This window comes from Streptomyces sp. NPDC048277, from assembly GCF_040652235.1.
Classification (GTDB): Bacteria; Actinomycetota; Actinomycetes; order Streptomycetales; family Streptomycetaceae; genus Streptomyces.
Genome location: NZ_JBEZLQ010000021.1, coordinates 14,145 through 39,450, shown reverse-complemented (window position 1 = coordinate 39,450; position 25,306 = coordinate 14,145). Strand labels below are relative to the sequence as shown.

General features: G+C 71.8%; 20 protein-coding genes. 9 read left to right on the top strand and 11 right to left on the bottom strand.

The genetic code is table 11. From position 1 onward, the window contains the following. Window positions 1–13 precede the first annotated feature (13 nt). Window positions 14–361, bottom strand: a complete 348-nt coding sequence (locus AB0D85_RS36130) for an SAV_915 family protein (RefSeq protein WP_362329693.1) — start codon at window positions 359–361, stop codon at window positions 14–16. Between the two features lie 333 nt (window positions 362–694). On the opposite strand from AB0D85_RS36130, the gene AB0D85_RS36125 reads away from it, so the two are divergent. Then, window positions 695–1,234, top strand: coding sequence for a universal stress protein (locus AB0D85_RS36125; RefSeq protein ID WP_362329690.1), 540 nt, complete (start codon window positions 695–697; stop codon window positions 1,232–1,234). A 4-nt stretch (window positions 1,235–1,238) separates the two neighbouring features. Here the strand turns inward: AB0D85_RS36125 and AB0D85_RS36120 are convergent, their stop codons facing one another. The 7 genes from AB0D85_RS36120 to AB0D85_RS36090 form a co-directional block, all read right to left on the bottom strand. After that, on the bottom strand, window positions 1,239–3,779 hold the full coding sequence (locus AB0D85_RS36120) for a DUF4118 domain-containing protein (RefSeq protein WP_362329687.1): 2,541 nt from the start codon (window positions 3,777–3,779) through the stop codon (window positions 1,239–1,241). Window position 3,780: 1 nt separating this feature from the next. Continuing rightward, window positions 3,781–4,464 (bottom strand): response regulator, encoded by a 684-nt coding sequence (locus AB0D85_RS36115; protein WP_362329684.1) that lies wholly within the window; start codon window positions 4,462–4,464, stop codon window positions 3,781–3,783. Beyond that, window positions 4,464–5,096 carry a potassium-transporting ATPase subunit C gene (locus AB0D85_RS36110; protein ID WP_362329681.1) on the bottom strand — a complete coding sequence of 211 codons (633 nt, stop codon included), beginning with the start codon at window positions 5,094–5,096 and terminating at the stop codon, window positions 4,464–4,466. The genes AB0D85_RS36115 and AB0D85_RS36110 overlap by 1 nt, the downstream gene beginning before the upstream one ends. 24 nt (window positions 5,097–5,120) lie before the next feature. Continuing rightward, complete coding sequence (gene kdpB, locus AB0D85_RS36105; RefSeq protein ID WP_362329678.1) at window positions 5,121–7,244, bottom strand: potassium-transporting ATPase subunit KdpB; 2,124 nt, start codon at window positions 7,242–7,244, stop codon at window positions 5,121–5,123. Next, window positions 7,244–8,905, bottom strand: a complete 1,662-nt coding sequence (gene kdpA, locus AB0D85_RS36100; protein ID WP_362329675.1) for a potassium-transporting ATPase subunit KdpA — start codon at window positions 8,903–8,905, stop codon at window positions 7,244–7,246. The genes kdpB and kdpA overlap by 1 nt, the downstream gene beginning before the upstream one ends. Before the next feature lie 7 nt (window positions 8,906–8,912). Next, a complete protein-coding gene (gene kdpF, locus AB0D85_RS36095; RefSeq protein ID WP_016434100.1) occupies window positions 8,913–9,002 on the bottom strand; it encodes a K(+)-transporting ATPase subunit F in 90 nt (29 codons plus the stop codon). 298 nt (window positions 9,003–9,300) lie between these two features. Next, on the bottom strand, window positions 9,301–11,142 hold the full coding sequence (locus tag AB0D85_RS36090) for an APC family permease (protein WP_362329671.1): 1,842 nt from the start codon (window positions 11,140–11,142) through the stop codon (window positions 9,301–9,303). 286 nt (window positions 11,143–11,428) lie between these two features. Between AB0D85_RS36090 and AB0D85_RS36085 the strand changes: the two genes are divergently transcribed. Next, window positions 11,429–11,929, top strand: coding sequence for a hypothetical protein (locus tag AB0D85_RS36085; protein WP_362329667.1), 501 nt, complete (start codon window positions 11,429–11,431; stop codon window positions 11,927–11,929). Window positions 11,930–11,937: 8 nt separating this feature from the next. Here AB0D85_RS36085 and AB0D85_RS36080 read toward each other — a convergent pair whose 3' ends face one another. Continuing rightward, window positions 11,938–13,755 (bottom strand): NAD-binding protein, encoded by a 1,818-nt coding sequence (locus tag AB0D85_RS36080; RefSeq protein WP_362329664.1) that lies wholly within the window; start codon window positions 13,753–13,755, stop codon window positions 11,938–11,940. Window positions 13,756–13,936: 181 nt separating this feature from the next. Next, complete coding sequence (locus AB0D85_RS36075) at window positions 13,937–16,432, bottom strand: ATP-binding protein (RefSeq protein ID WP_362329661.1); 2,496 nt, start codon at window positions 16,430–16,432, stop codon at window positions 13,937–13,939. Window positions 16,433–16,615: 183 nt separating this feature from the next. Between AB0D85_RS36075 and AB0D85_RS36070 the strand changes: the two genes are divergently transcribed. The 4 genes from AB0D85_RS36070 (at window position 16,616) to AB0D85_RS36055 (ending at window position 21,817) form a co-directional block, all read left to right on the top strand. After that, entirely contained in the window at window positions 16,616–18,175 is a 1,560-nt protein-coding gene (locus tag AB0D85_RS36070) for a Na+/H+ antiporter (protein ID WP_362330085.1), read from the top strand. Window positions 18,176–18,760: 585 nt separating this feature from the next. Next, window positions 18,761–20,716, top strand: a complete 1,956-nt coding sequence (locus AB0D85_RS36065; protein ID WP_362329658.1) for an amino acid transporter — start codon at window positions 18,761–18,763, stop codon at window positions 20,714–20,716. 133 nt (window positions 20,717–20,849) lie between these two features. Beyond that, the gene (locus AB0D85_RS36060) at window positions 20,850–21,371 is read left to right on the top strand and encodes a hypothetical protein (RefSeq protein WP_362329655.1); all 522 of its coding nucleotides are present in this window, start codon (window positions 20,850–20,852) and stop codon (window positions 21,369–21,371) included. A gap of 50 nt (window positions 21,372–21,421) precedes the next feature. Continuing rightward, window positions 21,422–21,817, top strand: coding sequence for a helix-turn-helix transcriptional regulator (locus AB0D85_RS36055; protein WP_362329652.1), 396 nt, complete (start codon window positions 21,422–21,424; stop codon window positions 21,815–21,817). A gap of 25 nt (window positions 21,818–21,842) precedes the next feature. Here AB0D85_RS36055 and AB0D85_RS36050 read toward each other — a convergent pair whose 3' ends face one another. Further along, window positions 21,843–22,331, bottom strand: a complete 489-nt coding sequence (locus AB0D85_RS36050; protein ID WP_362329649.1) for a molybdopterin-dependent oxidoreductase — start codon at window positions 22,329–22,331, stop codon at window positions 21,843–21,845. Window positions 22,332–22,538: 207 nt separating this feature from the next. Between AB0D85_RS36050 and modA the strand changes: the two genes are divergently transcribed. From modA to AB0D85_RS36035, 3 genes are read left to right on the top strand one after another with little or no spacing between them, the layout of a single operon-like run. Next, window positions 22,539–23,372, top strand: a complete 834-nt coding sequence (gene modA / locus AB0D85_RS36045; RefSeq protein ID WP_362329646.1) for a molybdate ABC transporter substrate-binding protein — start codon at window positions 22,539–22,541, stop codon at window positions 23,370–23,372. Continuing rightward, window positions 23,369–24,217: an ABC transporter permease gene (locus tag AB0D85_RS36040; protein WP_362329643.1), complete on the top strand. Its 849-nt coding sequence runs from the start codon at window positions 23,369–23,371 to the stop codon at window positions 24,215–24,217. The genes modA and AB0D85_RS36040 overlap by 4 nt, the downstream gene beginning before the upstream one ends. Before the next feature lie 6 nt (window positions 24,218–24,223). After that, the gene (locus tag AB0D85_RS36035; RefSeq protein WP_362329640.1) at window positions 24,224–25,279 is read left to right on the top strand and encodes an ABC transporter ATP-binding protein; all 1,056 of its coding nucleotides are present in this window, start codon (window positions 24,224–24,226) and stop codon (window positions 25,277–25,279) included. The last annotated feature ends 27 nt before the right edge of the window (window positions 25,280–25,306 follow it).

Sequence of the window (25,306 nt, the reverse complement as noted above, 5' to 3'; positions counted from 1 at the left end):
CCTCTCGGACGGTTCAGGCGGTTCGGGCGATCCGCGGGGACACGGCGACCGGCGCGAGCGGCCGCACCGGCATGGGAGCCGGGGCCGACAGCGTCGGATCGACCGTGACGGTGGTGACGCCGAGCGGTGCGGTCAGGGCGCGCAGCGCGGGTTCGGCGAGCCGGATCCAGGGCTGGTCCGGGCCGAGTGTGGCGGCGAGGGCGCGGGCCGAGGTGAAACCGACGGCGGTGCGCTCGCCGAGGGGGGTGCGGAACAGCCGGGCCGCGCACCCCGCGGGTCCCGGCCGGACCGGTACGAACAGGGGGCCGGCCGGGGAGCGATCGGAGGGCTCCGGATCGTCACCGCACAAGAGTTCTGGCATGGATGTCTCCTGGATCGAAAGGCGCTCGAAAGGCGCTCGGCAGGGCCTCGGAAGGAGCTGGGGCGCCCCGGACGCAAGGACGCCGACCGGGGCTCTGCCACGACGCTATGCCCGCCCCCGGCGGCCCTCCGATGCCTCCTGACGGGACGCTGACGGTGATCGCCGCGACGTTGACGGGACGCTGACGAAGGGCCCGCCGGCGCCGGCCGCCGGCGTCAGAGGCGTGCCAAGAAGTGGCCGCCGGGCTGTCCCGTGCCCCGCCTCGGGACGTGTCATGGAAGCGGTCCGCTCCCGGGAGACGCCCGGGGGCCGCTGCGGAAGTACGGTGGATACATGTCCGGTTACGACACCTGTACGCCCGGTCGGGTCGTCGTCGGTGTGAGCGGTTCGCTGGGCAGCGTGACGGCCCTGCGCCGGGCGGCGACGGAGGCCCGGCGGCGGGAGACGGAGCTGTGGGCGGTGCTGGCCTGGGAGCCGCCGGGCGGCGAGTCGGCGGCGCGCCGCTCGCCCACCCCGCCGCAGCTGGTCGAGGAGTGGCAGCGGACGGCCCGGGAGCGGCTGCTGGGCGTGCTCGACGACGTCTTCGGCGGGGCGGGGCCCTCGGGTGTCCCGCTGCACGGTCTCCTCGTACGCGGCACCCCCGGTCCGGCCCTGGTGGAGACGGCCGACCGGGACGAGGACATCCTGGTCGTCGGCGCGGGCCGGCGCGGCTGGCACCGCGCCTTCTCGGGCCGCGTCGCCCGCTACTGCCTGGCCCATGCGCACTGCCCGGTCCTCGCGGTACCGCCGTCCCCGCTGGAGGACGCGCTGGCCTCCGCGCACCGCCGTAACACCTGGCATCTGCCGTTGAACGTACGGCAGTTGTCGTCCTGAGGCGTTACGACGTCACCGCGGCCGAGAGGTCCGGCCGCCCCGGTCGCCGTCCCGGCGCGAGCGGCAGGCTCAGCACCATGGTGAGTCCGCCGCCCGGGGTGTCCTCGGCCGTGAGCCCGCCGCCCATCGCCTCGGCGAAGCCCCGGGCCACGGCCAGACCGAGGCCGACCCCGGCGCCGCGCGGTGAGTCGCCGTACCGCTGGAAGGGCTCGAAGATGCGCTCCTTGGCCTCGTCGGGGACGCCGGGTCCGCGGTCCACGACCCGTACCTCCACCCGGTCGGCCAGGGAACTGGCCTTCACCAGTACGGGGGTGCCCGCGGAGCTGTACTTGACGGCGTTCTCGACCACGTTGGCGACGACCCGCTCCAGCAGCCCCCTGTCGACGTCGACCATGGGCAGCGTCTCCGGGATGTCCAGCTCGACGCTGTCCTCGGGGACCCCGCCGAGCGCCATCGGCACCACCTCGTCCAGGTCGGTCTCGCGGACGATGGGCGTGACGGTGCCGGTCTGCAGGCGGGACATGTCGAGGAGGTTGCCGACGAGGTGGTCGAGGCGGTCGGCGCCCGCCTCTATGGCCTCCAGGAGCTCCGCCCGGTCCTGCTCCGACCACTCGACGTCGTCCGAACGCAGCGACGACACCGAGGCCTTGATGCCGGCCAGCGGGGTGCGCAGATCGTGGCTGACGGCGGCCAGCAGCGCCGTACGGATGCGGTTGCCCTCCGCCAGTTCCTTCGCCCGGCCGGCTTCCTGCCGGAGCCGCTGCCGGTCGAGGACGACGGCCGCCTGGGCGGCGAACGCGGCGAGCACCCGCCGGTCGGAGGCCGGCAGTACGCGCCCCGACAGGGCGAGGGTCATATGGTCGCCGACGGGCATGTCGACGTCGGCGTCCTCCGGTGTCCGGCACGGCTGTGGCCCCACGCTGCCGGCGCAGGTCCACGGCGCCACGTCGTCCGCCCGCTCCAGCAGCGCGACCGACTCCATGCCGAAGGTCTCGCGGACCCGTTCCAGGAGCGCCTCCAGGCTGGTCTCCCCTCTGAGCACGCTGCCGGCGAGGAAGGACAGGATCTCCGACTCGGCGCGCAGCCGGGTCGCCTGCTGGGTGCGCCGTGCCGCCAGGTCCACCACCGACGCCACGGACACCGCGACCCCGACGAAGATCGCTATGGCGACGATGTTCTCGGGGTCGGCGATGGTGAGGGTGTGGACGGGCGGGGTGAAGAACCAGTTGAGCAGCAGGGAGCCGACGACCGCCGAGGTCAGCGCGGGCAGCAGACCGCCGAGCAGGGCCGCGGCCACGGTCAGGGCGAGGAACAGCAGCATGTCGTTGGCCAGGCCCACCTCCGGGGCGGCGCCGGTCAGCAGCCAGGTGAGCAGGGCCGGCCCGAGCACGCCGGTCAGCCAGCCCCAGATGAGCCGGGACCGGCCGAGCCGTGCCGAACGCCCCAGCGGGAGCCGCCCCTTGCCGGCCTCGTCGTGCGTGATGAGGTGGACGTCGAGGTCGGGTCCGGAGTCCCGGGCGACCGTGGCGCCGACGCCCGGCCCGAAGACGTACTGCCGGCTCCGGCGCCGGGAGACGCCGAGGACGATCTGGGTGGCGTTGACCCCGCGCGCGAAGTCGAGCAGCGCGGCCGGGACGTCGTCGCCGACGACATGGTGGTAGGTGCCGCCGAGGTCCTCGACGAGGGTGCGCTGGACGGCGAGTTCCTTCGGGGAGGCGGAGGTGAGGCCGTCGCTGCGCGCTATGTAGACGGCCAGCACCTCACCGCCGGCGCCCTTCTCGGCCAGCCGGGCGGCCCGCCGGATCAGGGTGCGCCCCTCGGGTCCGCCGGTCAGCCCGACGACGATCCGCTCCCGTGAACCCCAGATCGCCGACACCCGGTGCTCGCTGCGGTACGCGTTCAGGTACTCGTCGACCCGGTCCGCCACCCACAGCAGCGCGAGTTCGCGCAGGGCGGTGAGGTTGCCGGGCCGGAAGTAGTTCGAGAGGGCCGCGTCGACCTTGTCCGGTTTGTAGATGTTGCCGTGCGCCATACGGCGGCGCAGTGCCTGCGGGGACATGTCGACCAGCTCGATCTGGTCCGCGCGCCGCACGACCTCGTCGGGCACGGTCTCCTGCTGCCGTACCCCGGTGATGGACTCGACGACATCGCCCAGCGACTCCAGGTGCTGGATGTTCACCGTCGAGACGACATCGATCCCGGCCGCCAGCAGTTCCTCCACGTCCTGCCAGCGCTTGGCGTTGCGGGAGCCCGGGATGTTGGTGTGCGGCAGCTCGTCGACGAGGGCGACCCGGGGGCCGCGGGCGAGGACGGCGTCGACGTCCATCTCCGTGAACACCGCGCCCCGGTACTCCAGTTCCCGGCGCGGGATCTCCTCCAGGCCGTGCAGCATCACCTCGGTGCGCGGCCGCCCGTGGTGCTCGACGAACGCCACGACGCAGTCCGTGCCGCGTTCGGTCCTGCGGTGGGCCTCGGAGAGCATGGCGTAGGTCTTGCCCACGCCGGGAGCCGCGCCGAGGTAGATCCGGAGCCTGCCGCGTGCCATGTCATCCTTCGAAGCGGTAGCCCATGCCGGGCTCGGTGATCAGGTACCGGGGGTGTGAGGGGTCCGCCTCGAGTTTGCGGCGGAGCTGGGCCATGTAGACCCGCAGGTAGTTGGTCTTGTTGCGCTGCGATACACCCCACACCTCGCGCAGCAGGTACTTCTGCGTGACGAGCCGGCCGGGGTTGGTGACCAGGATCTCCAGCAGATGCCACTCGGTGGGGGTGAGGCGGATGTCGCGGCCCGAGCGTACGGCCTTCTTGGCGAGCAGATCGATGGTGAAGTCGTCCGTCTCCACCAGAGTGGTCCCGGGGGCCGACGGCACGTCCTCGGTACGGCGGACCGCCGCCCGCAGCCGGGCGAGGAGTTCGTCCATGCTGAACGGCTTGGTGATGTAGTCGTCCGCACCCGCGTCCAGCGCGGCGACCTTCTCGTCGGAGGCCTGACGCGCCGACAGCACCAGGATCGGTACCCGGGTCCAGCCGCGCAGCGCCCTGATGATGTCGACCCCGTCCATGTCGGGCAGTCCGAGATCGAGCATCACCACGTCCGGCCGGCGTGCGGCCGCCAGCCGGAGGGCCGTGGCGCCGTCGGGCGCCGCGTCCACTCCGTACTGGCGTGCCTGCATGTTGATCACGAGTGCCCGTACCAGCTGGGGGTCGTCTTCCACGACCAGCACCCGGGTCATCAGCTGCCCTTGGTCAGTTCCTTGAGCGCGATGTTGAGTTCCAGGACGTTCACCCGCGGCTCGCCGATGAAGCCGAGGGTGCGGCCGTCGGTGTGGTCCTTGACCAGCTTCTCCACCGAGGCGACCGGCAGGTGGTTGCGTTCGGCCACCCGGTGCACCTGGAGTTCCGCGTACGCCGGGGAGATGTCCGGGTCCAGTCCGGAGCCGGAGGAGGTGACGGCGTCGGCGGGGACCTGGGACGGCAGGACCTTGTAGTCGGCCGTGGAGTTGTCCTTGACCACCTTGGCCTTGGCCTCCGCGACCGACGCGACGAGCTTCTTGTTGTCGGCGGCGAGGTTGGTCGCACCCGAAAGGATCAGCTTGTACTGGGTGTTGACGGAGTTGGTGCCCAGGCCGTTCGCCGGACGCGACTGGAAGTAGTCGAGGCTGTAGCCCTGTTGCCCGATGAGCGAGGAGCCGACGACCCTGCCCTCCGACGTGATCTCGGAGCCGTTGGCCTTGTGATGGAACGCGGCCTGGGCGATGCCGGTGACGACCAGCGGGTAGATCACACCCGTCACCAGGGTCAGCACGAGGAGCGCCCGCAGCCCCGCACCCAGCAACCGGGCAGTGTTCGTAACGGAGTTGTTCATGGCGATCAGCACGCTTTCAAATAATTACAGCCCGGGGATGAGGGAGATGAGCAGGTCGATGATCTTGATGCCGATGAAGGGCGCGATCAGTCCGCCGATGCCGTAGATCGTCAGGTTGCGCCGCAGCATCTTGTCGGCGCTGACCGGCCGGTACTGGACGCCCTTCAGGGAGAGCGGTACCAGCGCGATGATGATCAGCGCGTTGAAGATGACGGCCGACAGGATCGCGGAGTCCGGTGAGGACAGGCCCATGATGTTGAGCTTGTCCAGGCCCGGGTAGACGGCCGCGAACAGCGCGGGGATGATCGCGAAGTACTTCGCGACGTCGTTGGCGATGGAGAACGTGGTCAACGCGCCCCGGGTGATGAGGAGTTGCTTGCCGATCTCGACGATCTCGATGAGCTTGGTCGGGTTGGAGTCGAGGTCGACCATGTTGCCGGCCTCCTTGGCGGCCGACGTACCCGTGTTCATGGCCACGCCGACGTCCGCCTGGGCGAGGGCCGGCGCGTCGTTGGTGCCGTCACCGGTCATCGCGACCAGCTTGCCGCCCGCCTGCTCCCGCTTGATGAGGGCCATCTTGTCCTCGGGGGTGGCCTCGGCGAGGAAGTCGTCGACGCCCGCCTCCTCGGCGATCGCCTTGGCGGTCAGCGGGTTGTCACCCGTGATCATGACCGTCTTGATGCCCATCCGGCGCAGTTCCTCGAACCGCTCCCGCATGCCGTCCTTGACGACGTCCTTGAGGTGGATCACGCCCAGGATCCGGGCGCCCCCGGCGTCCTCGACCGCGACGAGCAGCGGGGTGCCGCCCGCCTGTGAGATGGCGGCCGCGAGGGTGTCGGCGTCCTCGGCGACCGTGCCGCCCTGCTCGCGGACCCAGGCGATGACCGAACCGGCCGCGCCCTTGCGGATCTTGCGTCCGTCGACGTCCACACCCGACATCCGGGTCTGGGCGGTGAAGGCGATCCACTCCGCACCGGCCAGCTCCCCCTGGTGCCGCTCGCGCAGCCCGTACCTCTCCTTGGCCAGTACGACGATGGAGCGGCCCTCGGGGGTCTCGTCGGCCAGCGACGACAGCTGGGCCGCGTCGGCGACCTCGGCCTCGGTCGTCCCGCGCACCGGCACGAACTCGGACGCCTGGCGGTTGCCGAGGGTGATGGTGCCGGTCTTGTCGAGCAGCAGGGTGGAGACGTCGCCGGCGGCCTCGACCGCACGCCCCGACATCGCCAGCACATTGCGCTGCACCAGGCGGTCCATGCCCGCGATACCGATCGCCGACAGCAACGCGCCGATGGTGGTCGGGATCAGGCAGACCAGCAGGGCGACCAGCACGACCATGGTCAGGTGGGTGCCCGCGTAGTCGGCGAAGGGCGGGAGGGTGGCGACGGCCAGCAGGAAGACGATCGTCAGCGAGGCGAGCAGGATGTTCAGCGCGATCTCGTTCGGCGTCTTCTGCCGGGCCGCGCCCTCGACGAGGCTGATCATCCGGTCGATGAAGGTCTCGCCCGGCTTCGTCGTGATCTGGACGACGATCCGGTCGGACAGCACCTTCGTGCCGCCGGTCACGGCACTGCGGTCACCGCCGGACTCCCGGATGACCGGGGCCGACTCGCCGGTGATCGCCGACTCGTCGACGGAGGCCACACCCTCGATGACGTCACCGTCGCCGGGGATGATGTCGCCGGCCTCGCAGACGACCAGGTCGCCGATCCTCAGCTCGGTGCCGGGCACCTGCTCCTCGGTGGAGCCGGTCAGCCGCCGGGCGACGGTGTCGGTCTTGGCCTTGCGCAGGGTGTCGGCCTGCGCCTTGCCGCGGCCCTCGGCGACCGCCTCCGCGAGGTTGGCGAAGATCACGGTCAGCCACAGCCAGGCGCTGATGGTCCAGCCGAACCAGTCGCCCGGGTCCTTGAAGGAGAAGACCGTGGTCAGGATCGAGCCGACCCACACCACGAACATCACCGGCGACTTGACCATCACCCGCGGGTCGAGCTTGCGGCAGGCCTCGGGGAGGGACCTGACCAGCTGCTTGGGGTCGAAGAGGCCCGCGCCGACACGGCCTTCGGCGGGCTTGTGCCCGGTGGGCGCGTCCTGGTGGGGCGCAAGGGTGGGAGTGGACATGGTGTCCTCGTGGGCTTCCGTTCGGGTGGTCATCACGCCAGCCCCTCGGCCAGCGGACCCAGCGCCAGGGCCGGGAAGTAGGTCAGACCGGTGATGATCAGGATCGCGCCGACCAGCAGGCCGGTGAACAGCGGCTTCTCGGTGCGCAGGGTGCCGGCCGTGGCCGGGACGGGCCGCTGCTCGGCGAGCGAGCCGGCCAGCGCCAGCACGAACACCATGGGCAGGAAGCGGCCGAACAGCATCGCGAGTCCGGTCATGGTGTTGTACCAGTCGGTGTTCGCGTTCAGGCCGGCGAAGGCCGAGCCGTTGTTGTTGGCCGCCGAGGTGAAGGCGTACAGCACCTCGGAGAAGCCGTGCGCCCCGGAGTTCAGCATCGAGTGCGGAGGCGTCGGCAGAGCCATGGAGACGGCCGCGAAGACCAGCGCGAGCGCCGGGGTGATCAGGATGTAGACGGCCGACAGCTTGATCTCGCGGGCACCGATCTTCTTGCCCAGGTACTCGGGCGTACGGCCGACCATCAGACCGGCGATGAACACCGCGATGACCGCCATGATCAGGATGCCGTAGAGGCCGGAGCCGGTACCGCCGGGCGCGATCTCGCCCAGCATCATGCTGAGCAGGGTGATGCCGCCGCCGAGGCCGGTGAACGAGGAGTGGAAGGAGTCCACCGCGCCGGTCGAGGTGAGCGTGGTCGACACCGCGAAGATCGACGAGCCGCCGACGCCGAAGCGGACCTCCTTGCCCTCGTAGGCGCCGCCCGCGAGCTGGAGGGCCGGGCCGTGGTGGGCGAACTCGGTCCACATCATCAGGGCCACGAACCCCAGCCAGATGGTGCCCATCGTCGCGAGGATCGCGTAGCCCTGCTTCACCGAGCCGACCATCACACCGAAGGTGCGGGTCAGCGAGAACGGGATCAGCAGGATCAGGAAGATCTCGAAGAGATTGGTGAAGGGCGTCGGGTTCTCGAAGGGGTGGGCGGAGTTGGCGTTGAAGTAACCGCCGCCGTTGGTGCCCAGCTCCTTGATGGCCTCCTGGGAGGCGACGGCGCCGCCGTTCCACTGCTGCGAGCCGCCCATGAACTGGCCGACCTCGTGGATGCCGGAGAAGTTCTGGATGGCACCGCAGGCGACCAGGATGATCGCGGCGAGGGCGGCGAACGGGACCAGGATGCGGATCGTGCCGCGCACCAGGTCGGCCCAGAAGTTGCCGATCTCACCGGTGCGCGAGCGCGCGAAGCCGCGTACGAGCGCCACGGCGACGGCGATACCGACGGCCGCCGACACGAAGTTCTGGACGGCCAGACCGGCGGTCTGCACGACGTGCCCCATGGTCTGCTCGCCGTAGTACGACTGCCAGTTCGTGTTGGTCACGAAGGAGACGGCCGTGTTGAACGACTGCGCCGGGTTCACCGAGGAGAAGCCGAGCGAGCCGGGCAGGACGCCCTGGAGCCGCTGCAGCAGGTAGAGGAAGAGGACGCCGACCGCCGAGAAGGCGAGGACGCCGCGCAGATAGGCGGGCCAGCGCATCTCGGTGTCGGGGTTGGCGCCGATGCCCTTGTAGATCCACTTCTCGACGCGCCAGTGCCGGTCGGCGGAGTAGACCTTGGCCATGTAGGTGCCGAAGGGGATGTAGGCGAGCGCCAGCGCGCCTATGAGAGCGACGAGCTGGAGCACGGCGGCGGTTACGGGACCCATGGCTGTCTCAGAACCTCTCCGGGAAGATCAGGGCGAGGACGAGATAGCCCAGCAGGGCGACGGCCACGACGAGGCCGACGATGTTCTCGGCGGTCACAGCTTGGTCACCCCCTTGGCGACGAGGGCCACCAGCGCGAAACCCGCGAGAACGGTGACGACGAAGGCCAGATCGGCCATCGTGAACTCCTGGATGAGGTGCGGAACGGACGTGGACTGTTAGAGGAAAGCGTCTTTCCGGCCGGATTCGGCCCCCGTTGACGGGTCCCTTACGGCGGCGTTCGCGCCTTTGACGGGACTCTTACGCGTGCCGTACCGACCCGCGACCGGAAAGCGCCATTCGGCTGCCGAAACCCCCCTGAACTGGGGGAACGTCGGTCTCAGGCGCATCGGACGCGTCAGGACAGGCGGAACCGCAGACGGCAGATCACCGCGTCGGTCTCCCGCCGCACGGCATGCGCGACGACGGCACCGCGCTGGTTCTGCAGCAGCTGCTGCCAGAGCCGCTCGGGCTCGGTCTCCGGGATCAGCACGGTCACCCGGGTGGCCGGCTCGGCCGCGGTCACCTCACGGACGTACACGGCGACGGAACGGCCGAGCGTGCGCCGCTCGCAGGTCAGCCGGACCAGCGGCACGCCGGGGTCCCACTCGGCCCAGGCCCGCTCCAGGGCGTGCAGCCGGGCCCGGTCCTCGGGGTCGGGATGGCAGACGGTGACGGCACGGACCTCGTCGCCGAGGGAGGCGGCCGCGGAGAGCGCCTCGGAGGTGAGCCGGGACAGCGACGACACCGGCACGATCACGACCGACCGCTCCCGGTGCGGCGGCTCGGGAATCCGCCCGAGCCCGAGCCGCTCCCCGATCCGCCGGTACGCGCGGTGCACCGCGACGAAGGCGCCGACGAGCAACGGCAGCATCAGCACGACGAGCCAGGCGCCCTCGGTGAACTTGCCGGCGGTGACGACGACGGTCGCGACGCCGGTCAGCACGGCCCCGAACCCGTTGAGCAGCGCCTTCCCCCGCCACCCGGCACCGCGCTCCAGCCACCAGTGCTTCACCATGCCCGCCTGGGCGATCGTGAAGCCGACGAAGACCCCGATGGCGAACATCGGCACCAGCGTGTCGGTGTCGCCGCCGGAGAACACCAGCAGCGCCGCCGAGACCGCGGCCAGGGCGAGCACACCGTGCCGGTGCACCTGGCGGTCGGCCTTGAGCGCGAAGACATGTGGCAGGTAGTTGTCCCGGGCGAGCAGTTCGAGCAGTACCGGCAGCCCGCCGAAGGACGTGTTGGCGGACAGGGCCAGGAGGATCATCGTCGCGAACTGGATGACGTAGAAGCCCCAGTCGTGCCCGAGGGAGGCGTCGGCGAGCTGGGCGAGGACGGTCACGCCCTGGACCGGCTGGAGGTGGAAGCGGCCGATCAGCACCGACAGACCGATCAGCATCACGCCCAGCACCGCCCCGAGGGCGACCTCGGTTCGCTGGGCGCGCCTGACGCGCGGGACGCGGAAGGAGGGCACGGCGTTGGCGATGGCCTCGACGCCGGTGAGCGCGGCACAGCCGGAGGCGAAGGCTTTCAGCAGGAGCAGGGCGCCGACGCTGGAGGCGTTGTCGGCGAGCGCGGAGGCATGTCCGGCGGCGGTGACGGTACTGGCCGGCGAGGACCGGAAGAGCCCCACGACGATCAGCACGAGGATGGACCCCACGAACACCGCGGTCGGCACGATGAACGCCTTGGCCGACTCCACGATCCCCCGCAGATTCACGCCGGTGACCAGCACCAGCACGGCCAGGCAGAGCCACAGCCGGTCCGGGTACAGCGCCGGGAAGGCGGACGTGAGCGCGGCGACTCCGGCGGTGACGGCGACGGCGACGTTGAGCACGTAGTCGAGCACCAGGGAGGCCGCGGCGACGAGGCTGGTCCGGGCCCCGAGATGGGTCCGGGCCACGGCATAGGACCCGCCCCCGTCCGGGAAGGCCGCGATGACCTGCCGGTACGAGGCGACGAGCACCGCGAGCAGGGCCGCGATGGCGAGGGTGACGGGCAGCGTGCAGCCGAGTCCGTGCGCACCGGCGGCGGCCAGCACGAGCACGATGGCCTCCGGTCCGTACGCCACCGACGCCATCGCGTCCAGCGACAGCGCGGCGAGTCCGGTGACGGCGGTGAGCCGGTGCCGCTCACCGCAATCAGGCGGCTCCTCACCTGCGGGAACGGCGCCCGGTTCGGCGATCAGTACGGACATGGAAGGGTGCTCCTTAACGAACGGGACAAACGCCCGACAAGGTTCCGACCCGTTCCGGCCACGCCCGCCGCCCCCTTGCGCGTTCTTCGCGCGGGGGGCTTCGACTTTGATACGCCCTTGACGTCAGCGCCCCGTCAGGGGCGCGGGGCTGTATTGGATGTGCGGCTACCGCCGCGTGGGCGCGATCAACCCCCACCGTCCCGCAGCGACCCACGACCGTCAGAGTCCCGTCAAAGACACCACGCACCTGCTGACGCTGTGCTCCCCCACTCCCTACCGTCACCCCATGCAGCCCTCCGAGGACCGCCGCTGGTCCAAAGACGTCTACGCATCGGCCCGTTGCGCAGGCGCCCTCCTCACCCTGCTCCTGCTGATCGACTGGGGATCAGGGACGCTCGGCTGGTGGCGCGGCTCCCTCTGGACGACGCTCGCCCTGCTCCTCTTCACGGTCCTCTGCCCCGCCAGGGTCCGTGCCGGGGACGGCTGGCTGACCTCCCGTCGGCTGCTGTGCACCCGCAGGGTCCGCACGGACCTCCTCGTCTCCGTCCGCCGCCTGGACGGCATCTCCCCCCGCCTGCTGTTCCGGGACACCCTCGGCGACCGGCTGGAGATCGACCCCCAGGTCCTCGTCGACAACCCCGAACTCTGGCTGCGCGTGGACCAGGGCGCCCGCAAGGCCGCCGCGGCCGGCACCCTGCTCTGCGGCTCGCTCGCGCTCAGCCGCCTCGGCGAACAGGTCGACCGCGAGAACGCCCTGGGCGTGTTCAAGGCGTCGGGCCTGGAGTAGGCCCGGTCTCAGCCCCTCCCCGGCACGCCCGTCATCAGCACGTCGAGTCCCCGCCGGGTGGTGGCCATGACCACCCGGTCCCCCGCCGCCAGCACCCGTCCCTGCGCCGGCCGCCAGTCGAAGGCGTCGGCCCCCAGGATCCCGGTACCGCCACCGACCGGCCCCACCGCCAGCACCCGCCACTCCCGCCGCCGGAACGCCTGGTGCACGGACCGTCCCTCCAGCTCCGGGTGCCCGGCCACATCCACGCACGTGAACAGCAGCGACCCGCGCTCCACCGGCATCACGCCCAGCACATGACGCCCCATCATGGCGGCGGCGAAGGAGGGCGCGGCCAGCGCGGAAACGCTCCTGCTACGGGTCAGCGCGTCCGGGTACGACGCGCGCAGGGTGCGCTGGACGGTCGCGGCGAAGTCGTCGTCGTAGAGCCGGGCCACCACCCGTACCCCGGGGTTGTACTCCCGCACGGCCATGAGGATGTCGAGGTTCATGCCGTCGTCGCGGGTGAGGACGAGCAGGGAGCGGCACTGCCGGACCCGGGCGGTCTCCAGCACGCCGGGGGCGGTCGCGTCCTCCAGGATCAGCGGGACGCCGAGTTCGCGGGCGAGGGCGACGCCCCGGGCGCGCGGGTCGCGCTCGATGGCCACGACCCGGTGCCCGGTGGTGCGCAGCCGGTCCAGTACACGCGTGCCGACCATGCCCAGGCCGACCAGGACGATATGGCCGCTGACCTCCTCCCCGGGCGGATGGTTCACGGAGGCCGTACGGAACGCCTCGGTGGCGTTCATGGTCGCGGCGACGACGAGCGGCAGCACGGCGAGTCCGACGAAGCCGGCGACGAGCTGGAGTATGCGGCGGGCGGGCGACTCCTCGGTGGCCGGATCGCCCATGGTGAAGATGTCCAGGAGCGGCAGATAGACGTTCTTCCACCAGGGGTGCTCGTCGGCGAAGAGCGCGGTGGCGGTGGCCAGCGCGACGACCACGGCCGCCAAGGAGCCGTAGACGGCGGCCAGTTGGCGGGACAGGAAGACCCGCCACGGCAGATGGGCGAAGCGCGCCCGTACCCAGCGCACCGGCCGGAAGTGCCAGGTGCGGCGGGCCGGTTCGGCCGTGCGGCGGTGGACGACCTCCTCCAGCATCAGCCGGCCGTGGGTGAACTGCCGGTGGTACGCCGTGTGGTCGTCCGGCAGCAGCTGGGTGCCGTCCTCGCCGGCCGTCTCGGCGCTGTCCTGGCTGGCCGGGTCGTCCTCGTGGGCGCCGGAGAGCACGGCGAGGGTGGCGAGATCGGTGGCGTGCTGCGGGGTGCCCGCCGGCCGTACGACCCCGCGGAAGACCTTGCCCTCGACCTGGAGGGTGTGGCCGTGGCCGACGGCGGCGGCCGCGACGAGCTCCGGTACGGCGGTGTCGGCGTCGGAGAGGACGGTGGTGGAGGTGTCCGCCGCGGGGGCGTCGCACAGGACGGCCGCCCGGTCCAGCAGCCGTTCCAGATGGCTGCCGCGCTCGCGGTTGAACATCCGCACGACCAGCCGTACGGAGGGGTTGACGGTGCGGGCCAGCAGGGCGGCGGTGACGTTGACCTGGTCGTCGCGGTAGGTGAGGGCGAGCGCGGCGGCCCGTTCGACGCCGGCCGCGCGCAGGGTGGCCTCGTCCGGGCGGGCGGAGACGTGCAGGTGGACGGCGGAGTCCGGGTCGCGGTGCAGGGCGGCGACCTGGGCGCCGTGCACGTCGGCGGCGGACGGCATGACCACCGTGACGACCTCGCCGCACACGGCGTCCAGTTCGACGGCGAGCCGGTGGGCGAGCCCGTCGTCGCCGCAGATCACCATGTGCCCGGTTCGCTCTCCAGTTACCGCTGGCACGGGGAGGGTTGACGTCACATCAGCCTGAACGGCACCGGCCGTGACGCCGGTTCCGGCCGGGCCCCTGCCCCCCGTTCAAATATCCGTCAAGAACATGCCAAGAGGACCGCCGCACCCCCTTGGCCCCGTCGGCCGGTCCGGGTGCTCATCAGGCACCCCCCACGCGCTGCGGTGTCCGGAGGGGCCGGGCCCGATCGGCCAGGGGCAGCGAGACGACCATGGTCAGTCCGCCGCCCGGGGTGTCCTCGGGGGTCAGGGTGCCGTCCATCGCCTCGGTGAGCCCGCGTGCGAGGGCGAGGCCGAGGCCCAGGCCGGTGGTGTTGTCGGTGTCGCCGAGCCGTTGGAAGGGCTCGAAGAGCCGGTCCCGGCCGTTCACCGGAAGTCCGGGCCCCCGGTCGACGACCCGGAGCTCCGCGCGGCCCCCCAGCGCGCTCGCCGTCACCAGCACCGGCATGCCGGGCGGGCTGTGGCGGGCCGCGTTGCCCACCAGGTTGGCGATCACCCGCTCCAGCAACGGCGGGTCGGCCAGCAGCGGTGGCAGGTTCTCCAGCTCGCCGTGGACGTCCACCGCCGGGGTGTCCGCCAGGGCCGCCGGAAGCACCTCCTCCAGAGCGGTGGCCCGCAGGTTGAGGGTGAGCACACCCGCCTCCAGGCGGCTGAGGTCGAGGAGGTTGTCGACGAGACGGCTCAGCCGGGCCATGGACTCCTCGGCGGTGGCGAGGAGTTCGTCGCGGTCCTCCGGGGTGAACTCCACCTCCCGGCTGCGCAGCGAGGTGACCGCCGCCCAGCCCGCCGCGAGCGGGGTGCGCAGATCGTGGCCGACCGCGCGCAGCAGGGCGGTGCGCATGCGGTCGGCGGCGCGGACGGGCTCGACCTCGGCGGCGGCCTGGGCGAGCCGGGCCCGCTCCACGGCCGAGCCGACGTGGGCGGCGAACGCGGCGAGCACCCGCCGTTCGGAGGCGGAGGGCGTACGGCCGCGCAGGACCAGGTAGTTGCCGGGTCCCGCGGGCACCGCGGTGACGTCGGCGCCGTCGGGCGGTTCGTCGACGAGTTCGGCGGAGTCCGTGCCGAAGGTCTCGCGGGTGCGTTCCAGCAGGGCCGGGATGGTCTGGCCGCCGCGCACGATGCTGCCGGCCAGCGACGACATGGTCTCCGCCTCGGCGGTGGCCCGGGCCGCGCGCCGGGACAGCCGCAGGGAGCGGTCGACGACCCCGGCGACGGTGGCGGCGACGACCGCGAACACCCCCAGCGCGAGCAGGGCGTTGGGGTCGTCGAGGGTGAACCGGCCGATGGGCGGGATGAACCAGTAGTTGAGCAGCAGGGACGCGGTGACGGAGGCGATCACCGCGGAGGCGACCCCGCCTATGCAGGCCACGCCGACCACCGCGAGCAGGAACAGCAGGGCCTCGCTGGTGAGGTTGACGGTGCCGCGGACCTGGGCGAGGGCGACGGTGAGCAGCACGGGGAGGACGAGCCCCGCGACCGGGCCGGCGATCAGGCGGCGGGTGGAGAGGGTACGGCGGCGGGAGGGCAGCAGGGTGCCGCGTCCGGCGCGCTCGTGGGTGACCCGGTGGACGTCGATGTCCCCGGACAGCGCGGTGACGGTCTCGCCCGTGCCGGGCCCCGTCAGGAAACGTTCGAGGCGGCCCCGGCGACTGGTGCCGAGGACGAGCTGGGTGGCGTTCCCGGCGCGGGCGAACTCGACCAGCGCGGTGGCCACGTCGTCGCCGACCACCGAGTGGTAGCTGCCGCCGAGGTCCTCGACGAGCCTGCGCTGCCGGGCCAGCGAGGCGTGCGAGACACCGGCGGCCAGGCCGTCGCTGCGGGCCACGTGCACGGCGAGCAGGTCGCCGCCGGCCGACCGGTCGGCGATGCGCGCGGCCCGTCGTACCAGCGTGTCGCCCTCGGGACCGCCGGTCAGCGCGACCACCACCCGCTCCCGGGTCTCCCACACCCCGCCGATGGCGTGCTCGGCGCGGTACGACTGGAGGGCCTCGTCGACCCGGTCGGCGACCCAGAGCAGGGCCAGCTGGCGCAGGGCGGTGAGGTTGCCGGGGCGGAAGTAGTTGGCGAGGGCCGCGTCGATCTTCTCGGGGGCGTAGATGTTGCCGTGCGCCATCCGGCGGCGCAGGCCCTCCGGCGGGATGTCGACGAACTCGATCTGCTCGGCCCGCCGGACGACGTCGTCGGGCACCGTCTCGTGCTGCGGTACCCCGGTGATCTTCTCGACCACGTCCTTGAGGGACTCCAGGTGCTGGATGTTGACGGCGGTGATCACGTCGATGCCGGCCGCGAGCAGGTCCTCGACGTCCTGCCAGCGCTTGGGGTGCCGGCCGCCGCCGGGGATGTTGGTGTGGGCGAACTCGTCGACGATCGCCACCCGCGGGCGGCGCTCCAGCACGGCGGCGGCGTCCATCTCCTCGAACTCGCCGCCCCGGTAGTCGCAGCGCAGCCGCGCCACCGCCTCCAGACCGTCGGTCATGGCCTCGGTCCGCAGACGGCCGTGGCACTCCACGAACCCCACCACCACGTCCGCGCCCCGGGACGCACGGCGCCGGGCCTCGTCGAGCATGCGGTAGGTCTTGCCGACCCCTGGGGCGGCCCCGAGATAGACCTTCAGTCGTCCGCGCGGTACGTCGTTCATCACCTCAAAGAGAAGCGCGCGGCACCGCGCCGGGTACGCCGTCTTGACGCGTCTCTGGCGCCGCCGACGACGACGTTGACACTGTCTTGACGACCTTTGGCCGGATAGGGTGAACGCGGTGTGCCGGGAAGTCTGGTCGGCCGGGAGTCGGAGTGGCTCCCGTTCGGGCCCCAGGGGGACGGCATGCGCGGCGTGGGTACGGTTCTGGCACTCGTGGTACTGGCCACGCTCGTGGCGACCTTCGCGCGCCGGTGGCGGATTCCCGCCCCCTCGCTACTCGTGGTCGCCGGCCTCGCCGTGGCCCTGCTGCCGGGCACCCCGCAGATCCGGATCAGCCCGGAGATCATCGGTCTCGTCGTCCTCCCGCCGCTGCTCTACGCCAGCGCCGAGGACGTCTCCTGGCGCGAGCTGAAGGCCGTCTGGAAGCCGGTAGGCGTGCTCGCCATAGGACTGGTGCTGGCCTCGGCGGCGGCCGTCGGCATGGTGGCCTCGCTGGTCACCCCGTTGTCCTGGCAGATGGCGCTGGTGCTCGGCGCGATCCTGGCCAGCACCGACCCGGTCGCGGTGACCGCGCTCGGCCGCCGGCTGGCGCTGCCGCCGAGGGTGCAGATGCTCGTCCAGGCGGAGAGCCTCTTCAACGATGCGACCTCCCTGGTGCTCTACCGGGTCGCGGTGAGCGTCGCGGTGGCCTCGGCGGCGGCGAACTGGGGCGCCGCGGGCGGCGAGTTCCTGCTGCTGGCGGGCGGCGGCACGCTGATCGGCGCGCTCGTCGCCGGTGTCGTCACGGTGATCAGGCGGCGCACCGAGGACCCGGTCCTGGAGACGGTCATATCGCTGGTGACGCCGTACACGGCGTACGTCCTCGCGGAGGCGGCCCACACCTCCGGCGTCACGTCCGTGGTGGTCGCGGGCGTGGTCCTGGGCGGGCGCGGCGACCGGCTCACCAACGCCCGCATCAGGCTCCAGCTGCACGCCGTCTACGGCACCGTCGTCTTCCTGCTGGAGAGCGTGGTCTTCAGCCTGATAGGGCTCGCGCTGCCCGCCCAGGTGCGGGCGCTGTCCGACGGTGACAGGGCATGGCCGCTGTACGCGCTGGCGGTGGCCGGCACACTGATCGCGGTACGGCTGCTGTGGCTCGCCCCGCTGTCGGCGCTGGTCCAGCGCAAGGGCGGCGTACAGCGGCCGAGCTGGCGGCTGCCGGTGGTGCTGACCTGGGCCGGCACCCGGGGCGTGGTGCCGCTGGCGGCCGCGCTGTCGATCCCGGTGGCGGCGAAGGACGGTTCGGCGCTGACCGAGCGCCCGCTGGTGCTGGTCCTCACCACGTCGGTCGTGGTCGTCACCCTGGTCGTCCAGGGCTTCACCCTGGCCCCGGTCGTGCGCCGCTCCGGCATCGCCCTGGAGCCCGACCACACCGAGCGCGAGGAGGCCGCCGCCCGCTGCCGGCTGGCGGACGCGGGCATCCGGCGCCTGGAGGAGCTGTCCGAGCTGGAGGCGGTGCCGGACGTGGTCCTCGACCGGCTCCGGCGCGGTCTGAACGCCCGCCTGGACGACGCCCGCGACCGGCTGGCCGACAGCACGGTCGAGTCGGCCGACCTGGTCTACCGGCACCTGCGCCGCGACCTGATAGCGGTGGAGGCGCAGGAGCTACGGCGTCTCTACGACGAGCACTCGATCAGCGACACCACGCGGCGGCGGCTGCAGCGCTCGCTGGACCTGGAGGAGGCGAGGCTGGCGGACGCATAGCGCTCCGCGGGAAGGGGCCGGTTCTTCGGCTACGGGTGCCTGGGTGCCGGTCGCGACCGCACCGCGGAACCGGGCGTCGGCACAGCCCCGCGCCGCTGGGCAGTCGCGTGCCGTGCGTCCCGCAGGGAACTCCGCAGGCCGAGGTCCGAGCCCCGGCGCCGTCAGCCCCACCGCCGGCGGCAACGGCCCGCACGCCCACAGCGGTTCGCACCTGGACCGTCGGCTTCGGGCTGGTCGGCGAGTAAGTGCGCCACGCGGTCGGCAGTCCGTTCGTACACGAAGGGCGGAGCGGGTGAGAAGAGGCGCGGGCCGGGTGTCGTACGGGATAACGCTCGGTGTCCGGTACCCCGCACCCGCCCGCCGTCCCCCGTACAGCCCAGCGCCTCGTTTCGGCCCCCGGGCCACCTCTTCTTGATGCTCGACCGCCGCCCGCCAGGCCATTCTTAACGCAAGCTTGACGCCCAGCCCGCCGCTATCCGTGGGCCCACGCGTCACTCTCTGCTTACGCTGGTGCCGCCGTCCGCGTGATGGCCGGAATCGAACTGCGCCGCAACCACCCCGCGCCGGACACCAGGAGCCCACCCCATGGCCACGACCGAACACCCCCCTCCCAGTCGCCTGCGCGCCTGGATGCTGGAGGGGCTGTCCGACATGGGCAAGGGCGGCGGCCACACCGGGCCCCACGCACAGCCCGAGCCCGCGCACCAGGGCCAGCGCTGGTGGCGGGTGATGTGCCTGACCGGTGTGGACTACTTCTCGACCCTCGGCTACCAGCCGGGCATCGCCGCCCTGGCGGCCGGTCTGCTGTCGCCGATCGCGACCATCGTGCTGGTCATCGTCACCCTGGCCGGCGCCCTGCCGGTCTACCGCCGCGTCGCCGAGGAGAGCCCGCACGGCGAGGGCTCCATCGCCATGCTGGAGCGGCTGCTCTCCTTCTGGCAGGGCAAGCTGTTCGTACTGACCCTGCTCGGCTTCGCCGCCACCGACTTCCTGATCACCATCACCCTGTCGGCCGCCGACGCCTCCACCCACCTGGTCGAGAACCCGCATCTGACCAGCACCCTGCACGGCCACCAGATGGTCATCACGCTGTTCCTGGTGGCCCTGCTCGGCGCGGTCTTCCTCAAGGGGTTCCTGGAGGCGATCGGCGTCGCGGTCGCCCTGGTCGGCGTCTACCTCGCGCTGAACGTCGTCGTCGTGATCGTCGGCTTCTACCACGTCCTGACCGCCGAGCATGTCGTCACCGACTGGACCAGCGCGCTGACCGCGGAACACGGCAACGTCTTCGTGATGATCGGCGTGGCCCTGATCGTGTTCCCGAAGCTCGCCCTGGGCCTGTCCGGCTTCGAGACCGGCGTCGCCGTCATGCCTCACGTCAAGGGCGACGCGGGGGACACCGAGGAACGGCCCACCGGCCGGATCCGGGACACCAAGAAGCTGCTCACCACGGCCGCCCTGATCATGAGCTGCTTCCTGATCGCGACCAGCTTCATCACCACGCTGCTGATCCCCGAGAACGCGTTCAAGGCCGGCGGCGCCGCCAACGGCCGTGCGCTCGCCTACCTCGCGCACCAGTACCTGGGCGGCGCCTTCGGCACGGTCTACGACGTCTCGACCATCTGCATCCTGTGGTTCGCCGGCGCCTCCGCGATGGCCGGCCTGCTCAACCTGATGCCCCGCTATCTGCCCCGCTACGGCATGGCCCCGCACTGGGCCCGCGCGGTGCGCCCGATGGTCATCGTCTTCACCCTGATCGCCTTCCTGGTGACCTGGATCTTCGACGCCGACGTGGACGCGCAGGGCGGCGCCTACGCCACCGGTGTCCTCGTCCTGATCAGCTCCGCCGCCGTCGCGGTGACCATCGCCTCCCGCAAGGCCGGGCAGCGCAGGTGGACCATCGCGTTCGCGGTGATCTCGGCGGTTTTCCTCTACACGACCGTCGTCAACGTCATCGAACGCCCCGACGGTGTGAAGATCGGTGCCTGCTTTATCGTCGGCATCATCCTGGTCTCGCTGCTGTCCCGGCTCGCCCGTGCCTTCGAACTGCGCGTGACGAGCGTGACGCTCGACGACATGGCGGATCGTTTCATCCGTGACATGGCCAGCCGCAAGATGCGGTTCATCGCCAATGAGCCGGACCGGCGCGACAAGGCCGAGTACCGTGACAAGATCGACCAGATCCGGGCCGACAACGACATGCCCGAGCAGGAGGACTTCGTCTTCGTCGAGGTCACGGTCACCGACCCCTCCGAGTTCGAGGCGGGCCTGACGGTACGCGGCGAGGTGCTGCACAACCGCTACCGCGTCCTGACCCTGGAGTCGGCCTCCATCCCCAACGCCCTCGCCGCGCTGCTGCTGCACGTCCGCGACGAGACCGGCTGCATCCCGCACATCTACTTCGAGTGGACCGAGGGCAGCCCGTTCGCCAACTTCCTGCGCTTCTTCCTCTTCGGCCAGGGCGAGGTCGCCCCGGTCACCCGCGAGGTGCTGCGCGAGGCGGAGCCGGACCGCGCCCGGCGGCCGCGCGTCCACACGGGCTGAGCCCCCACCCCGGGGACGCGTCCACCCCGGGACGCGGTCGCGCCGTAAGAATCCCGTCAATAACCGCTCGGTCCGCATAAGAACCCTGTCAGGGGCCGGTCCCGTGCGTCCACCGGCCCCTACCGTCGGCCCCATGGAGGACAGAAGACGCAGGGGCCGGGCGGCCGGTGACCGCACCTGGCGCGGCAGCGCGTGCCTGGCCCTGGGCTGCGCTCTCGGCTTCGGCTGCCTCACGCTCCTGGTGGACTGGGACGCCGGCACCCTCACCCCGGCCCGCGCCCTGCTCTGGGTCGCCCTGTCGACCGCGATCCTCAGCATGCTGCTGCCTGCCCGGGTCACGGCGGGCCCCGGCTGGCTGGCCGTGCACGGCCCGCTCCGCCGCCGCAGCGTCCGTACCGACTCCCTCGTCTACGTCGGCCAGTACGGCGACCTCTCCACCCATCTGGTCCTGCGCGACACCGCCGGCAACCGGCTGGAGCTCGACCCCGGCGTCCTGCACGCCAACCCCCTGCTCTGGCACGAACTGGACACCGGTGTCCGGCGCTCCCTGGAACGCGGCACCCTGCGCCGGGGCGCCGAGGTCCTCGCCCGGCTCGGCCACGAGATCGACGACACGACCGCACGCGCGGTCCTGGAGGCGTCCGGCCTCACCTGACCAGCGCCCCGATGTCCGTGTGCCCCGCCCCCCGGCCCTATCGTGAGCGCATGCCTTCCTACACGATCGGCCAGGCGGCACGGCTGCTCGGCGTCAGCCCGGACACCGCCCGCCGCTGGGCGGACGCGGGCCGGATGGCCACCCATCGCGACGAGGGCGGCCGGCGGCTCATCGACGGCACGGACCTCGCCGCGTTCTCCGTCGAACTGGCCAAGGCCGGCGCGGGCGAGGAGGACGCCTCCTACACCTCGGTCCGCAACGCCTTCCCCGGCATCGTCACCGCGATCAAGCTCGGTGACGTGGCCGCCCAGGTCGAGATCCAGGCCGGCCCGCACCGCCTGGTCTCCCTCCTGACCCGCGAGGCCGTGGAGGAACTGGGCCTGGAGGTGGGCATGGAGGCCACCGCCCGGGTGAAGTCGACGAACGTGCACATCGACCGCGTGTGACCGGGTGAGGCCGGGTTCCCGCGGCTCACGGAGTCGCCGCTGACGCGCGGCCGGGTGCGGCGGGCGCGGGATGCCGGCCGCCGTATTCCCCGTCCACCCGTATCGCCCTGATGCCGCTGATGTGCCGGGCCCCGCAGCGGTCCTGCGGCAGGACCAGTTGCGGACCCGCCCGGTCCAGCGGGGTGTCGTCGATGCTCACACCGAGCAGAACGGGAGCATGGGCGAAATCGGGGTCGATCTCGGCCCACGAGAGCAGGGCGTGGTGCCCGTCGGCGCCGGTGACCGCGATGAGGAAGCGCAGCCGGTCCTTGCGCCGGACGGGGTCGAAGCCCGGTCCGGCGTCGGTCAGGACGTCGTACAGCCGTGGGCCGGTGAAGCCGTGGTGCTGGACGCCGCTGGTGGCGCACTCGAAGCTGACCCGCACCCGGTGCTGGGGCCAGCGCAGGAGGTCGGGCACGGTGAGCCGGACCGGTCGCGCCAGATCTCCGGTGAGGACGAGTTGGGCGAGCGTCATGTGCGGCCACCTCCCGAGTGACGGTACCCACAGCACATCACCGTACAAACGCACATGCCAGGCTCAAGTCACAAGTATGCAGCTCATGCGATGTGACAGGAGACTTACGCCTGGCAAATGCGGCAGTATCATCGGCTGGCGGCCGATACCCGGGTCGCTGCAGGGCGCGACAGCTTTTTCCCATGAGTTCAGAGGAGTTCACTCGTGATGACCCGTTCCGCGCGCCGGACCCGGCGGACGCTCCAGGTGGCCGGTGTCTCGGTCGCGGCGCTGCTGGCCCTGAGCGCCTGCTCGTCCTCGTCCTCGGACGACAACTCGTCCGCGAAGACGAAGTCGGACACCTCGTCGTCGGCGTCGCCCAAGCTGTCGGGCTCGATCACCGTCTTCGCGGCGGCCTCCCTCAAGGAGAGCTTCACCACGCTCAAGGCCGACTTCGAGAAGGCCCACCCCGGCACCACCGTCACCTTCAGCTTCGGCGGCAGTGACACCCTCGCCGCGCAGATCACCAGCGGTGCGCCGGCCGACGTGTTCGCCGCCGCGAGCGCCAAGACCATGGCGATCGTGACCGACAAGAAGGACACTGCCACCACCCCGGCCACCTTCGTCCGCAACCAGCTGGAGATCGCCACCCTGCCGGGCAACCCCGACAAGATCTCCTCCCTCAAGGACCTCACCAAGTCCGGCCTGAAGGTCGTGCTCTGCGACAAGACGGTGCCGTGCGGCGCCGCCGCGCAGAAGGCCCTGGACGCCAGCAAGCTCAAGCTGACCCCGGTCTCCTACGAGGAGGACGTGAAGTCCGCCCTCAACAAGGTGGTCCTCAAGGAGGCCGACGCGGCCGTCGTCTACAAGACGGACGTGAAGGCCGCGGGCAGCAAGGTGGAGGGCGTGGAGTTCCCCGAGTCCGCGAACGCCATCAACGACTACCCGATCGCCCTGCTGAAGAACGCCCCGAACCCGGCGGTGGCCAAGGCGTTCATCGCGCTGGTGCAGTCCGCCGAGGGCCAGCAGGTCCTGAACCAGGCCGGGTTCCTCAAGCCGTGACGAAGGCCGACGAGTCCGGTGCCGCGGCCGACACCCTCACGGGCGGCTTGCGGCGCCGGCGCGTCCGGACAGCCGTACCGCTACCGCTCCTCCTCCCCGGAGCGGTAGCCCTGGCGTTCCTCCTCCTGCCGCTGCTCGCGCTCCTGGTGCGGGCCCCCTGGAGCAGCCTGCCGTCCCTGCTGACCAGCACGGAGGTGTGGCAGGCCCTCCAGCTGTCCCTGTTCAGCGCGACGGCGGCGACGGCCGTGAGCCTGTTCCTGGGCGTCCCGCTGGCCTGGCTCCTGGCCCGCACGGAGTTCCCCGGGCGGGGTTTCGTACGGGCGCTGGTCACCCTCCCCCTCGTCCTCCCCCCGGTGGTGGGCGGTGTGGCCCTGCTCCTCGCCCTCGGCCGCAACGGGGTGGTCGGCCAGTGGCTGGACTCCTGGTTCGGCATCACACTCCCGTTCACCACGGCCGGAGTCGTCGTCGCCGAGTCCTTCGTGGCCATGCCGTTCCTGGTGATCAGCGTCGAGGGCACACTGCGGGCCGCCGACCCCCGCTACGAGGAGGCGGCGACCACCCTGGGCGCGTCCCGCTTCACGGCGTTCCGCCGGGTCACGCTGCCGTTGATCTCACCGGGCATCGCGGCCGGCGCGGTCCTGGCCTGGGCCCGGGCCCTGGGCGAGTTCGGAGCGACGATCACCTTCGCCGGCAACTTCCCCGGCCGCACCCAGACCATGCCGCTCGCGGTCTACCTGGCCCTCCAGAACGACCCCGAGGCGGCGATCGCGCTCAGCCTGGTGCTGTTGACCGTGTCGATCGCGGTCCTCGCGGGGCTGCGGGACCGGTGGATGGCGGGGGCGTAAGGAAACATGACCAATCCGACCCCCGACGGCCTCGACGCCCGCCTCGTCGTCACCCGTCCCGCCTTCCGCCTCGACATCACCCTCGCCGCCGCCCCCGGCGAGGTCGTCGCGCTCCTCGGCCCCAACGGCGCGGGCAAGACCACCGCCCTCCGGGCCCTCGCCGGCCTCACCCCGCTCACCACCGGCCACCTCCGCCTCGACGGCACGGAGCTGGACCGTACGCCCCCCGAGTCCCGTCCGGTGGGCGTCGTCTTCCAGGACTACCTCCTCTTCCCCCACCTCACGGCCCTCGACAACGTCGCCTTCGGCCCCCGCTGCCAGGGCGCGACCAAGGCCGAGTCCCGCGCCCAGGCGGCCGCATGGCTGGACCGCATGGGCCTCGCCGAGCACGCCGGCGCCAAACCCCGCCGTCTCTCCGGCGGGCAGGCCCAGCGCGTCGCGCTGGCCCGCGCCCTGGCCACCCGTCCCCGTCTGCTGCTCCTGGACGAACCCCTCGCGGCCCTGGACGCCCGCACCCGCCTCGACGTACGGTCCCAACTCCGCCGCCACCTGGCCGAGTTCGAGGCCGTGGCCGTACTGGTCACGCATGATCCGCTGGATGCCATGGTGCTGGCCGACCGCCTGATCGTCATCGAGGAGGGCCGGGTCGTCCAGGAGGGCATCCCCGCCGACATCGCCCGCCACCCGCGCACCGACTACATCGCCCACCTGGTCGGCCTCAACCTCTACCGGGGCCGGTCCGAGGGCCACACGGTCAAACTGGACACAGGCCCCGCGATCACCACCACGGAGGACCTGGCCGGTGACGTCTTCGTGGCGTTCCCGCCGAGCGCCGTCACCCTCTTCCGGGACCGCCCCAGCGGCGCCAGCGCCCGTAACCTCTGGCGCTGCGAGGTCGCCGGCCTGGAGACCCACGGCGACCAGATCCGCGCCGACCTGACCGGCGAGCTCCCCCTCGCCGCCGACCTCACCACGGTCGCCGCCGCCGAACTGGACCTGCATCCCGGCGCCACGGTCTGGGCGACGGTGAAGGCCACGCAGACGCACGCGTACCCGGCGTAGACACGCGGGAGGCCCCGCCGAAGCGGG